The organism is Variovorax sp. GW821-FHT09D07, assembly GCF_059416345.1.
Genome location: NZ_JBWKOY010000001.1, coordinates 166136 through 180733 on the forward strand (window position 1 = coordinate 166136; position 14598 = coordinate 180733).

General features: G+C 65.2%; 10 protein-coding genes. All 10 read right to left on the bottom strand.

What is annotated here, in order from left to right; genetic code table 11:
• Window positions 1-21 precede the first annotated feature (21 nt).
• Window positions 22-2124, bottom strand: coding sequence for a 3-hydroxyacyl-CoA dehydrogenase NAD-binding domain-containing protein (locus AC07OX_RS00770; RefSeq protein ID WP_495262480.1), 2103 nt, complete (start codon window positions 2122-2124; stop codon window positions 22-24).
• A 237-nt stretch (window positions 2125-2361) separates the two neighbouring features.
• Window positions 2362-3057 carry an ABC transporter ATP-binding protein gene (locus AC07OX_RS00775; protein ID WP_062471318.1) on the bottom strand — a complete coding sequence of 232 codons (696 nt, stop codon included), beginning with the start codon at window positions 3055-3057 and terminating at the stop codon, window positions 2362-2364.
• A gap of 1 nt (window position 3058) precedes the next feature.
• On the bottom strand, window positions 3059-3835 hold the full coding sequence (locus tag AC07OX_RS00780; protein ID WP_062471315.1) for an ABC transporter ATP-binding protein: 777 nt from the start codon (window positions 3833-3835) through the stop codon (window positions 3059-3061).
• Complete coding sequence (locus AC07OX_RS00785) at window positions 3836-5161, bottom strand: branched-chain amino acid ABC transporter permease (RefSeq protein ID WP_062471312.1); 1326 nt, start codon at window positions 5159-5161, stop codon at window positions 3836-3838.
• Window positions 5162-5165: 4 nt separating this feature from the next.
• Window positions 5166-6119, bottom strand: coding sequence for a branched-chain amino acid ABC transporter permease (locus tag AC07OX_RS00790; protein ID WP_062471309.1), 954 nt, complete (start codon window positions 6117-6119; stop codon window positions 5166-5168).
• 83 nt (window positions 6120-6202) lie between these two features.
• Window positions 6203-7444, bottom strand: a complete 1242-nt coding sequence (locus AC07OX_RS00795) for a branched-chain amino acid ABC transporter substrate-binding protein (RefSeq protein WP_062471306.1) — start codon at window positions 7442-7444, stop codon at window positions 6203-6205.
• Window positions 7445-7645: 201 nt separating this feature from the next.
• The gene (locus AC07OX_RS00800; protein WP_062471303.1) at window positions 7646-8875 is read right to left on the bottom strand and encodes a branched-chain amino acid ABC transporter substrate-binding protein; all 1230 of its coding nucleotides are present in this window, start codon (window positions 8873-8875) and stop codon (window positions 7646-7648) included.
• A 140-nt stretch (window positions 8876-9015) separates the two neighbouring features.
• Window positions 9016-10659, bottom strand: a complete 1644-nt coding sequence (locus tag AC07OX_RS00805; protein ID WP_495262481.1) for a 3-(methylthio)propionyl-CoA ligase — start codon at window positions 10657-10659, stop codon at window positions 9016-9018.
• A gap of 114 nt (window positions 10660-10773) precedes the next feature.
• Window positions 10774-12660 (bottom strand): CocE/NonD family hydrolase, encoded by a 1887-nt coding sequence (locus AC07OX_RS00810; protein WP_495262482.1) that lies wholly within the window; start codon window positions 12658-12660, stop codon window positions 10774-10776.
• 79 nt (window positions 12661-12739) lie between these two features.
• On the bottom strand, window positions 12740-14572 hold the full coding sequence (locus AC07OX_RS00815; RefSeq protein WP_495262483.1) for a carboxylesterase/lipase family protein: 1833 nt from the start codon (window positions 14570-14572) through the stop codon (window positions 12740-12742).
• Window positions 14573-14598 lie beyond the last annotated feature (26 nt).

Sequence of the window (14598 nt, forward strand, 5' to 3'; positions counted from 1 at the left end):
GGTCTTGATCCTGGGTCAATCTCAGCTGAAGGACTTGCCTTCGGCCACCAGCTTCTGGATCAGCGGTGCGGGCTGCCAGAACTCGGCGTCGTCGCGCGGGTTCTGCGCAAAGCGCTTCATCGTCTCGGCCACGTTGTACAGGCCGACCTGCGAGGCGTAGTGCATCGGGCCACCGCGGTAGATCGGGAAGCCGTAGCCGGTCAGGTACACCATGTCGATGTCGCCCGACTTGGACGCAATGCCGTCTTCCAGGATGTGCGCGCCTTCGTTGACAAGGGCGAACACCAGGCGCTGCACGATTTCCGTGTCGGATATCTTGCGCGGCGTGATGCCCAGTTCCTTGCGGTGGTCCTCGATCATCTTGTTGACGAGGTCCGACGGAATGGCGTCGCGCTTGCCGGCCTGGTAGTCGTACCACCCTGCCCCAGTCTTCTGGCCGAAGCGGCCCAGCTCGCACAGCTTGTCGGCGGTGCGGCTGTACTTCATGTCGGCACGCTCGGTGGCGCGGCGCTTGCGAATGGCCCAGCCGATGTCGTTGCCGGCCAGGTCGCCCATGCGGAACGGGCCCATGGCAAAGCCGAACTTCTCGACGGCCTTGTCGACCTGCTGCGGCGTGGCGCCTTCGTCCAGCAGGAAGCCGGCCTGGCGGCTGTACTGCTCGATCATGCGGTTGCCGATGAAGCCGTCGCACACGCCCGACACGACGGAGGTCTTCTTGATCTTCTTGCCGATGGCCATCACGGTGGCCAGCACGTCCTTGGACGTGGCCTTGCCGCGCACCACTTCGAGCAGCTTCATCACATTGGCCGGGCTGAAGAAGTGCATGCCGACCACGTCCTGCGGACGGTCGGTGAACGAGGCGATCTTGTCGACGTCGAGCGTCGAGGTGTTCGAGGCCAGGATGGCGCCCTTCTTGGCGACGCGGTCGAGTTCCTTGAAGACCTTTTCCTTGACGCCGATTTCTTCGAACACGGCTTCGATGATGAGGTCGGCGTCCTTCAGGTCGTCGTAGCTCAGCGTGGTGCTCAGAAGCGCCATGCGCTGCTCGTACTTGTCCTGCTTGAGCTTGCCCTTCTTGACCTGGGCTTCGTAGTTCTTCTTGATGGTGGCAATGCCGCGGTCGAGCGCCTCCTGCTTCATCTCGAGGATCTTGACGGGGATGCCCGCGTTCAGGAAGTTCATCGAGATGCCACCGCCCATGGTGCCGGCGCCGATCACGCCCACAGCCTTGATGTCGCGCTTGGGCGTGTCTTCTGGCACGTCGGGAATCTTGCTCGCGGCGCGCTCGGCCATGAACAGGTGGCGCAGGGCCAGCGATTCGGGCGTGAACATCAGCGCGGTGAAGAGACGCCGTTCTTCGGCCATGCCGTCGTCGAACTTCATCTTGGTCGCGGCCTGCACGGCGTCGACGCACTTCAGCGGCGCGGGGTAGTTCTTCGACATGCCGCCGACCATGTTCTTGGCGAACTGGAAGTAGGCATCGCCTTGCGGGTGCTTGCACGGCAGGTTGCGCACCAGCGGCAGCTCGCCGCCCTTGGCAGCGACCGACTTGGCGAACTCGACGGCTTCGTCGAACACCGACTCGGCCGAGGCGGCCAGCTTGTCGAACAGCTTCTGGCCCGGCAGGCTGGCGAGCAGTTCGCTCTTCACGGGCTCGCCGCTGACGATCATGTTCAGGGCGGTTTCCACGCCGATCACGCGCGGCAGGCGCTGCGTGCCACCAGCGCCCGGCAGCAGGCCGAGCTTGACTTCAGGCAGTGCCACGCTGGTGCCCGGTGCGGCCACGCGGTAGTGGCAGCCGAGCGCCAGCTCGAGGCCGCCGCCCATGCACACGGAGTGGATGGCTGCGACGATGGGCTTGGGCGAGGCTTCGAGCGAGAGGATCACGCTCAGCAGGTTGGGTTCTTGCAGCGCCTTGGGCGTGCCGAATTCCTTGATGTCCGCACCGCCCGAGAACGCCTTGCCGGCGCCGGTGATGACGATGGCCTTGACGGCGCTGTCGGCATTGGCCTTGGACAGACCGTCGGTGATGCCGATGCGTGTCGAGAAGCCGAGACCGTTGACCGGCGGGTTGGTCAGGGTGATCACGGCGACATCGCCGAGCACTTTGTATTCAGCCGTCATGCTGCGTTCCTTGGTGTGTGAAGAAAAAGAAGAAAAAGCACGAGTGTTCTTTTTCGAAGATTCTAGGCGTTTTGCGTGGCCGAACAATGGCACGCAGTCGCTGTCGGGACAAGGGCCTCAAGAGAGAGCCGGACTTTCCAGGAACACCGCGGAACCGGCTTTGCCGGGCCGCAGGTGTTGCCCCCTGCAAGGGGGTTGGCGCGCGCGACACGAAGTGCGCGAAGCCTGGGGGTTTGCTTAAACCTCCAGCCACTCCCTGCGGGTGGTGCCGTCGGCGCGCAGGCTGTCGGGCGTCCCGTCGAACACGATGCTGCCGTGGCCCATGACGAGTGCGCGGTCCGAAATCTGCATCGCGATGGTGAGCTTCTGCTCGATGAGGAGCACCGAGATGCCCTTGTCCTTCAGCGTGCGCAGGTACTGCCCCACCAGCTCGACGATCTTGGGCGCAAGGCCTTCGGTGGGCTCGTCGATGATGATCAGGTCGGGGTCGCCCATGAGCGTGCGGCACAGCGTGAGCATCTGCTGCTCGCCGCCCGAGAGCACGCCGGCCTCGGTGTGCTGGCGCTCCTTCAGCCGCGGGAACATGCCGTACATGTCGTCGAAGGACCAGCGGCTGCCCTTGCCCGAGCCCTTCTGCCCCAGCAGCAGGTTCTGGTGCACCGTGAGCTTGGGGAAGATGTCGCGGTTCTCGGGCACGTAGCCGATGCCCATGTGCGCGATCTCGTAGGCCTTGCGACGCAGGATGTCGCCGCCCTTCCACTGCAGCGTGCCCTCGGCATGCACCAGGCCCATGATGGCCTTGGCCGTGGTCGAACGGCCCGAGCCGTTGCGCCCCAGCAGGGCCACGATCTCGCCCGGGCGGACGTCGAAGGAAACGCCATGCAGCACATGGCTCTTGCCGTAGTAGGCGTGGATGTCGTGAAGCTTCAGCATGTCAGTGTCCCGCCCCTTGTGCGTCGGCAACCGACGAACCCAGATACGCCTCCTGCACGCGTGCATTGGCGCGCACGGCAGCCGGCGTGTCGAAGGCGATGACTTCGCCGTAGACCACCACCGCGATCTTGTCGGCCAGCCCGAAGACCACGCCCATGTCGTGCTCCACCGTCAACAGCGTCTTGCCGACGGTGACGTGCTTGATGAGCGAGATGAAGTGCGAGGTCTCGGTCTTGCTCATGCCGGCCGTGGGCTCGTCCAGCAGGATCACGCCGGCGCCGCCGGCGATCGTCACGCCGATCTCGAGCGCGCGCTGCTCGGCATAGGTGAGGTTCACCGCATGCACGTCGCGCTTGCGCTCCAGGCCGATCTGCTTGATAAGCTCTTCGGTGCGCGCGTTGGCGTCGTCCAGGTTCGAGAGAAAGCGCAGGAAGGTGTACTTGTAGCCCAGGCTCCACAGCACGCCGCAGCGCAGGTTCTCGAAGACGCTGAGCTTCGGGAAGATGTTGGTGATCTGGAAGCTGCGCGACAGCCCCAGGCGGTTGATTTCATAGGGCTTCTTGCCGTCGATGCGCTGCCCGTTGAGCAGCACCTCGCCGCTGGTGGGCGTGAGCCGCCCGCTGATCAGGTTGAACAGCGTCGACTTGCCCGCGCCGTTCGGCCCGATCACGGCGATGCGTTCGCCGGCCTTCACCGCCAGGTCCACGCCGCGGATGATTTCGGTCTTGCCGAAATTCTTGCGCAGCGCCTTCAGTTCCAATGCGTATTGCGCGCTCATTTACGCCGCCTCCCGACGTTTGATTTCTGCTTCGATCTCTTCCTGCGCCTGGCCCCAGACCCGCACGAAGCGGCGCCGTGCCACCTCGAGCAGGCCCAGGCCGACGGCCAGGATCGCGATGGCGCCCAGCCAGCTGGTCACGCCCGCCGTGTTCAGCATGGTGCCGAAGAACTTCAGGTCCGGGCCCATCGCCGCGTTGAGCTGGATGTGATAGATCATCTCGATCAACGCGGCAGCGCCGACCACCACTGGCACCAGGGCCACGGCGAGCGCGGCGTACAGGCCCCAGAAGCGGTTGAACTTGCCGAACTTGGCCACGCGCAGGTTCATCATGACCAGGCTGGCGATGCCACCGGGGGCGAACATCACCATGAACACGAACACCAGGCCGAAGTACAGCTGCCAGGCCTTCGACAGTTCGGACAGCAGGATGGAGGCGAACACCAGCAGCACCGCGCCGATGATCGGGCCGAAGAAGAACACCGCGCCGCCCAGGAAGGTGAACAGCAGGTAGCCGCCCGAGCGGATGGCGTTCAGGCTGTCGGCCGCGTTCACGATCTCGAAGTTGATCGAGGCCAGGCCGCCGCCGATGCCGGCGAAGAAGCCCGCGATGATGAACGCGAAGTAGCGCACGCGCTGCGTGTTGTAGCCGATGAACTCCACGCGCTCCGGGTTGTCGCGCACCGCGTTCAGCATGCGGCCCAGTGGCGTGCCGGTGAAGGCATACATCAGGGCGGTGCACACGAAGCAGTACGCGGCGATCAGGTAGTACACCTGGATCTGCGGACCGAAGGTGAAGCCGAAGAAGCTCGGGCCGTACACACGGTCGGTGGTGATGCCGCCCTCGCCGCCGAAGAAGCTGGGGAACATCAGCGCCATCGAGGCCACGAGCTCGCCGATGCCCATGGTGATCATGGCGAAGGTGGTGCCCGACTTCTTGGTGGTCACGAAGCCCAGCAGGATGGCGAAGAACATCCCCGCCAGCCCGCCGACGAGCGGAATGAGCACCAGCGGAATCGTCGGGCCGCCTTTGGTCGCCATGTTCATCGCGTGGATGGCGATGAACGAGCCCAGGCCGGTGTACACGGCATGGCCGAAGCTCAGCATGCCGCCCTGCCCCAGCAGGATGTTGTAGCTCAGGCAGATGATGATCAGGTAGCCCATCTGCGAGAGCATCGTCAGCGCCAGGCTGCTCTTGAACAGCATCGGCGAGATGATCAGCACCAGGGCGAACAGCGCCCAGACCAGGTAGCGCCCGATGTTCCAGGGCTTGAAGCGGTAGTACCGCGTCGGGGTCGTCGGTGAAGTGGTGGTTGCGGTGGTCATGGTGTCAGTCCTCCCGGGTGCCCAGAAGACCCTTCGGGCGGAAGATGAGGATCAGCACGAGGAACAGGTACGGCAGGATCGGTGCGACCTGCGAGATGGTGAGCTTGAGCAGCTCGTAGCCGAAGGTCTGGTCGGTCACGGCCACGCCCAGCGCCTGCAGCGCGGTGGCCAGCGAGTGGTCCAGCGCCACGGCGAAGGTCTGGATGATGCCGATCAGCAGCGACGCCAGGAAGGCGCCGGCCAGCGAGCCCATGCCGCCGACCACCACCACCACGAAGATGATGGTGCCGACCGAACCGGCCATGGCCGGCTCCGTGACATAGGTGTTGCCGCCGATCACGCCCGCCAGGCCGGCCAGCGCGGCACCGCCGCCGAACACCAGCATGAACACGCGCGGCACGTTGTGGCCCAGCGCCTCGACCATGTCGGGGTGCTTCAGCGCCGCCTGGATCACCAGGCCGATGCGGGTGCGCGTGAGCAGCAGCCACACGGACACCAGCATCAGCATCGCCACCAGCATGATGAACGAGCGCGACTTGGGGAACTGGGTGCCGTACAGCGAGAACAGCGGCCCCTGCAGCGCCTCGGGCAGGCCGTAGGGCACCGTGGAGCGGCCCCAGACCAGCTGGACCAGCTCGAGGATGAGGTACGAAAGACCGAAGGTCACCAGCAGCTCGGGCACGTGGCCGAACTTGTGGACCCGGCGCAGGCTGTAGCGCTCGAAGGCCGCGCCCAGTGCCCCCACCAGCAGCGGCGAGAGAAAGAGCGCGGGCCAGAAGCCGACGATGCCTGACAGGGTGTAGGCGAAATAGGCGCCCAGCATGTAGAAGCTGGCGTGTGCAAAGTTGAGCACACCCATCATGCTGAAGATCAGCGTAAGGCCAGAGCTCAGCATGAACAACAGCAGGCCGTAGCTGACGCCGTTGAGCAGTGAGATGACGAAGAATTCGACGTTCATCGGTCTTCCGTGTCGGTTGAAAAAGAAAGAGGCCCGAGTGTTGAAGTCGGGCCTCGACCGGTCAGGGGGCGATCAGCAGGCGATCAGGAGGCGCCGCCGGGTCGCTTCATCTGGCACGAGGTGGGCGTGCTCGAAACGTAGGGCTCGTAGTACTTGACCGGTGCCAGCGTGTAGCCGGTGTTTTCCGGGCTGTACGGGCTCTTCGCGTCGGCCTTCTGCCAGCGCGTGATCCACAGGCCCTGCTGCAGCTGGTGGTCGGACTTGCGCATCTCGACGTCGCCGTTGAAGCTCTTGAACTTCATGCCTTCCATGGCGGCCGCCACCTTGACGGGGTCGGTCGACTTGGTGCGCACGAAGGCTTCGGCGAGCATCGCGTACACGGTGTACGGCGACGTCGTGTACAGGTCTTCGTTGAAGCGCTTCTTGAACTCGTTCATCATCGGCGCGATCGGGCCCGGCGCGTTGTAGTGGCTGTAGCCCACCATGTAGACCTTGCCGTCCGAGGCCGCGCCCATGGCGGTCGGCGTGCCGTTGGTCACCGCGTAGTAGGTGTAGAACTTGACGTTCAGGCCTGCGTCGTTGGCCGACTTGATGAGCAGCGCCAGGTCGGAACCCCAGTTGCCGGTGATGACCGTGTCGGCGCCCGAGGCCTTGATCTTGGCGATGTAGGGCGCGAAGTCGCGCACCTGGGCCAGCGGGTGCAGGTCGTCGCCGACGATCTGCACGTCGGGGCGCTTGGTCTTGAGGTTGTCCTTGGCGTACTTCGCGACCTGCTGGCCGTGCGAGTAGTTCTGGTTGATCAGGTACACCTTCTTGATGTCGGCCTGGTCCTTCATGAAGGTGGTCAGGGCTTCCATCTTCATGGAGGTGTCGGCGTCGAGGCGGAAGTGCCAGTAGCTGCACTTGCTGTTGGTCAGGTCGGGATCGACGGCCGCGTAGTTGAAGTACACGACTTCCTTGCCCGGGTTGCGGGCGTTGTGCTTTTCGAGCGCGTCCATGATGGCCAGCGCCGGGCCGGAGCCATTGCCCTGCACCACGTAGCGCGCGCCCTGGTCCATGGCCGAGCGCAGCGCGGCGGTGGTTTCCTGCGGGCTGAGCTTGTTGTCGATGCCGATGACCTCGAACTTCACGCCGGCCACGTTCTTCTTGTTGAATTCTTCGGCCAGGAACTGGAAGGTCTTGAGCTGGTTGGTACCGACGGCCGCCATCAGGCCCGACAGCGGGTCCAGCCACGCGATCTTGACGGTCTCACCCTTCTGGGCAAGGGCACCGGTGGCACTTGCCGCGAGCACGGCGGCGGTAGCGATCTTCAGAGCGAACTTCAATCTATATCTCCTGGTCAAACCGATATCAAAAACGCTGCACAAGCGTACAAGTCTTTGCCACCCCACCCCTCAGGGAATGCCCGTAAGGAAGGGGCTGCAAAGGCACGTATCTATCGCGCAGGCGACAGTGCATTTCCTTCTTTTGCTACCCGGCGGTAGGTATCTTCTACCGATGGGTAGGAAATGCGTTCACAAAGACGCCTAGGGGCGCTTCATCTGGCAGGTCGTGGGCGTGCTCGCCACATACGACTCGTAATACTTCACGGGGACGTTGGTGTAGCCGGTGTTCTCGGCGTCGTAGGGGTACTTGGCGCTGGCCTTCTCCCAGCGCGAGATGTACAGGCCCTGCTGCAACTGGTGGTCGGCCTTGCGCATCTCGACCTCGCCGTTGAAGCTCTTGATCTTCATGCCTTCGAGCGCCGCGGCCACCTTGACGGGGTCGGTCGACTTGGTCTGCACGAAAGCGGCATCGAGCAAGGCGAACGTGTGATAGATCGAGGACTGCGTCAGGTCGTCGTTCATCTTCTTCTTGTAGCCGGTCAGCAGCCGCTGGATTTCGCCGCCCATGTTGTAGTGGGCATAGGCCACGGTGTAGACCTTGCCGGCCGAGGTGGCGCCCATGGCCGTGGGCGTGCCGGCGCCCGGTGCGTAGTACGTGAGGAACTTGACGTCCAGCCCCGAGTCATTCGCCGCCTTGATGAGCAGCGAGAGGTCGGAGCCCCAGTTGCCGGTGATGACCGTGTCGGCGCCCGAGGCCTTGATCTTGGCGATGTACGGAGAGAAATCGCGCACCTGCGCGAGCGGGTGCAGGTCGTCGCCCACGATCTGGATGTCGGGGCGCTTGGTCTTGAGGTTGTCCTTGGCGAACTTGGACACCTGTTGGCCGTGGGAGTAGTTCTGGCCCAGGATGTAGACCTTCTTGATGTCGGCCTGGTCCTTCATCCAGGTGGTCAGCGCTTCCATCTTCATGGAGGTGTCGGCATCGAGGCGGAAGTGCCAGTAGCTGCACTTGCTGTTGGTCAGGTCGGGATCGACCGCCGCATAGTTCAGGTAGAGCAGTTCCTTGCCGGGATTGCGTGCGTTGTTCTTCTCGACGGCGTCGATGATCGCGAGCGCCGGGCCCGAGCCGTTGCCCTGGGTGATGTAGCGCGCGCCCTGGTCCTGCGCCGAGCGCAGCGCCGCGGTGGTCTCTTGCGGGCTCAGCTTGTTGTCGATCGCGATGATCTCGAACTTCACGCCCGACGCATTCTTCTTGTTGAACTCGTCAGCCAGGTACTGGGTCGTCTTGAGCTGGTTGGTGCCCACGGCCGCCATGAGACCCGACAGCGGGTCCAGCCAGGCGATCTTGACGGTTTCGCCCTTCTGGGCGAACGACGCTGAAACACTCACCAACATGGCGCAGGCGGCCACTGACTTGATACCGAAGTGCATGAAGAGTCTCCTGGTTGAAAGGCGGGACGCCAGCGTACAAGCGCCCTTTTCTTCGCCGCACAGGGAATGCCCGGAAGGAAAGCCGCCGGGGCGGCCTTCCTATCGCGTGCGCGACAGTGCGGGTGGGCTTTGGCCGTGCTTCAGAGGCCCGGCAGCTTGTAGTCCTTGAGCAGTTCGCGAAGCTTGGTCTTGAGGATCTTGCCGGTGGCGCCGATCGGAATGGCCTCCACGAACACCACGTCGTCCGGGATCTGCCACTTGGCGGTCTTGCCCTCGTAGAACTTCAGCAGCTCCTCGCGGGTGACTTCGGCACCGGGCTTCTTCACGACCGCGATGATCGGGCGCTCGTCCCACTTGGGGTGGAACACGCCGATGCAGGCCGCCATGGCGATGGCCGGGTGCGCGACGGCGATGTTCTCGATGTCGATAGAACTGATCCACTCGCCGCCGGACTTGATCACGTCCTTGCTGCGGTCGGTAATCTGCAGGTAGCCCTCGGCGTCGATGGTGGCCACGTCGCCGGTGGGGAACCAGCCGCGGCCCGCGGCGTCGGCGACCAGCGGGTTGCCGCCCTCGCCCTTGTAGTACTCCTTGACGACCCAGGGGCCCTTGACCAACAGGTCGCCGTAGGCCTTGCCGTCCCAGGGCAGCTCGTCGCCGTTGCCGTCGACGATCTTCATGTCGACGCCGAAGATGGCGCGGCCCTGCTTCATGCGGATCTGCAGCTGCGCGTCGGCGGGCAGCGACAGGTGCTTGTTCTTCAGCGTGCACAGCGTGCCCAGCGGGCTCATCTCGGTCATGCCCCAGGCATGCAGCACCTCGACGTTGTAGTTCTCCTGGAACGCCGTGATCATGGCCGGCGGGCAGGCCGAGCCGCCGATGACGGTGCGGTTCAGCTTGCTGAACTTCAGGCCGTTGGTCTGCATGTGGCCCAGCATCATCTGCCACACGGTGGGCACGCCGGCCGCGAAGGTCACGCCTTCGGCTTCGATGAGTTCGTACACCGACTTGCCGTCCAGCGACGGGCCCGGGAACACGAGCTTGCAGCCCACCAGCGCGGCCGAGTACGGGATGCCCCAGGCGTTGACGTGGAACATCGGCACCACCGGCAGCACCGAGTCTTGCGCCGAGATGCGCATGACGTCGGGCAGCGCGGCAGCGTAGGCATGCAGCATGGTCGAGCGGTGGCTGTACAGCGCGGCCTTCGGGTTGCCCGTGGTGCCGCTCGTGTAGCACATGCTCGAGGCCGAGTTCTCGTCGAAGGTGGGCCAGTCGTAGGTGGTGGACTGCGTGTCGATCCAAGCCTCGTAGCTCACGAGGTTGGGCACGCCGCTGTCGGCCGGCAGCTTGTCGGCATCACACAGTGCAACCCATTTCCGGATCGTGGGACAACGCGCATGCACCGCCTGCACCAGCGGCAGGAAGCTCAGGTCGAAGCACAGGATCTGGTCTTCGGCATGGTTGGCGATCCACGCGATCTGGTCCGGGTGCAGGCGCGGGTTGATGGTGTGCAGCACGCGGCCACTGCCGCTCACGCCGTAGTACAGCTCCAGGTGGCGGTAGCCGTTCCAGGCCAGGGTGGCGATGCGGTCGCTGAACAGCAGTTGCTCGCCGTCCAGCGCGTTGGCCACCTGCCTGGCGCGCGATGCGATGTCGCTCCAGGTGCAGCGGTGGATATCACCCTCGACACGGCGCGAGACGATCTCGCCGTCGCCGTTGTGGCGCTCGACGAACTCGATCAGCGACGAGATCAAAAGCGGTTGGTCTTGCATCAAACCCAGCATCTACGGACTCCTATGTGAAATGACTTCAAAAAGCGTTGCGAACGAGAGATTCACGCAAGCTTCGGCCACTTGCACAATGACACAAACCCGCACTGCATGATTGAACGAAGCGGCTCAAGTGGGCGCCTTCGGACCGGTGCCCGCGGGCACCGTCACCACGTTGGTGCGGCACGGCTGGCGCAGCGTCTTGCCGCACTCGGGCCGGTCGGCCGCATGCGGGTAGGCGACATAGCCCAGCACGATGCTCGACGCGTTCGCGCCCTGGTGCCACAGCGTGTTGGTCGAAGGCCTCGTGTCGTTGCCGAACAGCCAGAAGCCGGTCTGCGACGGCGAGTCCACCGTCACGCGGATGCTGGAGCCGGCGCGAAAGACATGGGCGAACTTCTGGATCTCGATGCGCACCAGGTTGGGCTGGCCGGACTGCAGCGGCGCTTCCTTGGGCTGAGTGAAGTCGCCGAAGGGGCGCAGCTCGGTGGAGCGGCTGGCGTCGAGCGCCCGCTTGGAGGCGCGCAGCCAGCCGCGCTGCACGAACATCTCCTTGCCGTCGGGGCGCACTTCCGACACCGTGACCTGCAGGTCGGTGCTGTCGGCGGTGGCGCTCAGGTACAGGTCGGCCGAGCCCTCCCCGTAGAAGCTCAGGTCCTCGGGCAAGGCGGCGGTGGTGAAGGTGAGCTGGCCGTCCTTCTCGGCATCGGCCACGGCCTGCCAGCCTTCGGCGGCCGGGTTGTTCACCACCGGACTTTTCACCGGATACCGGTAGTCGGACGAGGCCGCGCCGGCGGTCGGCTTGGCATCGGCGAGGCCGCCGCCCGGCTGCAGCCACAGGCGCATCGGCTTGACCTTGACCGGCAGGCGGTCGAACTCGGCCACGGCCGTCTGCTTCAGCTTGGCGGCGCCGTTGATCGCCTTCTGGTCGGTCTGCTGCATTTCCTGCAGCAGGCGCACGTGCGGCTCCTTCTCGAAACCGTTGTCCTCGCCCTTCACGAAATGGGCGAGAAAGCGCTTCAGCGTGCCGTCGATGTAGTCGGAGGTGACGTTGGTGTGGTGGTCGCCGTTCGAGCTGACGAGCCACATCTTTTCGGGCGCCATGGTGTCTTCGTAGTAGCCCGAGCGCGGGCCGATCTGCTCGTCCTGCCACGACTGGGTGCCCAGCGCGGGAATGTCGATCTTGCCGGTCTCGTAGAACGCGCTGCGCTTCACGTAGAGGCCGTCGGCATACGGGTTCTCGAGCCATTTGGTCAGGTCGAGATCGGGGCGCTTGAGCTTCTCGATGTTGTCGGCCACGGTCTTGGCGCACTCCGTGTCGCCGTCGAGCTTGGCGGCCAGCGCGGCCGCGCGGTTCCAGGTGGCCGGGAAGCCGCCCCACCACTGCGCGGGAAAGCCGACGTTCTTGATGCCGCCCGGGTAGCCCACGTCGCGGTACGGATCGGTCACGTTCTTGCTGGGCGTGATCGCCAGCAGGCCCTTGGGCCGGTGCGCCGCCACCCACAGCTGGTTGTAGCCCGAGTACGAGTAGCCGATCATGCCGATCTTGCCGTTCGACCATGGCTGCTTGCCGGCCCATTCGAGGGCGAAGGCACCGGCCGCGCCGGTGCTGGCGTCGAAGACCTGGTCGTCGCCCGTCGAGCAGCCGGTGCCCGGCACATTGAGGCCCATCACCGCATAGCCCTCGGCCAGCCAGCGCTGGCCGATGTTCGGGGCCGAGCCCGAGCTGTAGCCGTCGTACTCGACCAGCAGCGGATAGGTGGCGTTGCCTCCGCTGGGCAGCAGCAGCGAATAGCGCATCCTGTTGCCGTCGGGCAGCGTGATGTAGCCCCACTTGCGGACCGGGCCCGTCTCGGGCGTGACCGGCGGCTGCGCGGGTGGCGTTTCGGCGGCGGGCGGAAAGAAGCTGAACCCGCTGCCGCCCGACGAGCCGCCGCCGCAGGCCGCAAGGCCCGCCACGCTGGCAAGCAGCGACGCGGCAAGGCGCCATCGGCGGGGGTGCATGGAAATCCTCATGGTGTTGTCTCTGTGATCGTTCTGGTGGATGGCATGCGTTGCCCAGGCGCGTCTCGGGGCAGGACGGCGATCCCTTTGATCAGGGCGCCGCGGTGATCTTCGTGGCGGTGGGCGTGGCGTCGAGCAGCAACTGCGAGGGCCACGTTCCCCAGGTGGCACCGAGTTCAGGCGTGTTCGGATCGCCGTTGCGCATGAAGGCACCGACGCTGGCCATGACGGCCTTCGACAGCGCCACGCGCCCCTTCTCGTTGGCCTTGCCGCCCATCACGTTGCTCAGCAGCGAACCCTCGAAGTTGCCGAACACGAACGGCAGGTCGAAGGCGTGCGATGCGCCGTACACGTCGTTCCACGGCGCGGCCTCCTGCGACCAGTCGAGACGGTAGTGCCAGATGTTCGACTGGCGCGTCTTCATGGTGTTGAGCAGGTTGTCGCGGTTGGCCTCGAACAGCCCCTTCGTGATGAGCGCGGTGGCCGCGTTGTAGCCGGTGCCGGCCTTGTCTACCGGAAGGTAGAACGGGTCGATGATGTGGTTCACCGTGAGCGTGGGCGCAGCATCGGGGTTGAAGTTGAACATCATCGAGAAGCGCGGGGCATCGGTGACGATCCAGCCCGACGTCGGGAAGCCGATGGTGCCCAGCAGCGACGCGAAGAGCTTGCCCTCGTCGCGCGTGTTGCCCGCGAGCATGGGCACCTTGACGTACTTGTCGGCCGCGATGGCGCCGATCGGGTCCGCCGGCAACACCGTGCCATCGGGAATCGGCGCCACGTTGCCCTGCCCGGCTGCCGTGACCTTGGTCAGCAGCGCCCCACCCTCTTGCGCACGCAGGTACTCGGCGATCTGCGCCGGCGAGCGCGTGCCGATGTACACCTTGGCCGCCGCTTCATCGGCCACGGTGCCGTCGGCGACCAGCAGCTTTTCGAGGATCGTCTGGCCCTGCGTCAGCGAGGCCGAAGCCGGCTGCAGCGTCGGCAGCGTCCCGGGCGGCAGATTGGTCTTGAGCGAAATGCCGCCGCTCATCTCGAAGGCCTTGTGGAACAGGCCCTTGGCCATCGGCGAGGTCATCACCGCCAGCAGGTTGGTCGCACCGGCCGATTCGCCCGACAGCGTGACGTTGCCCGGGTCGCCGCCGAAGTTGGCGACGTTGCCCTGGATGAAGCGCAGCGCCGCCATGTTGTCCAGCAGCGCGAAGTTGCCCGAGTCGTCGCCCGCGCTGCCGCCCGGCCGCAGCTGCGGCATGTTCAAAAAGCCCAGGATGCCCAGGCGGTAGCTGGCGGTGATGACCACTGCATTGGTGGCCTTGGCCAGCGCCGCGCCGTCGTACAGCGGATCGGCCGTGTAACCCGAAATGTTGCTGCCGCCATGGATGAACAGCAGCACCGGCAGGTTCTTCTCGGTGGTGGCCGGACGCCAGATGTTGACGAACAGGCAGTCTTCGCTGCCGACCGGCTTGCCCAGGTTGGTGCCGATGGTGGCGTCGTAGGTGTTGCTGGTGCCAGGGCTGAAGATCCGGCCGATCTGCAGGCAGGCGTTGCCGAAGGTCTTGGCCGGGCGGATGCCGGTCCAGGCTTCGGGCTCGACCGGTGCGCGCCAGCGCAGCGCGCCGACCGGCGGCTGGGCGAACGGAACGCCCTTCCAGGACCAGGTGCCATTCCTGGCGCTGTCGTCCACGCCCTCGACCTTGCCGGCCGTGGTCTGGCGCACCATGGGGCCGTCGGCGGCGGGTGCCGGAGCGGGCGCGGGTGCCGGAGCCGGTGCAGGCGGCAACACGGGAAAGGCGGTCGCCCCGGACGAACCGCCACCGCAGGCTGCAAGCGCCGCCGCGGCGGCCAGCGTGGCCACGGTGGCGATGGCGCGCGCCATCGCCGTCTGTCCTGCCGCACCCTGGTTTTGTGCTGTTGTCGTTGTCTTCATGTTTTGTCTCCACACCGGGTTAATCG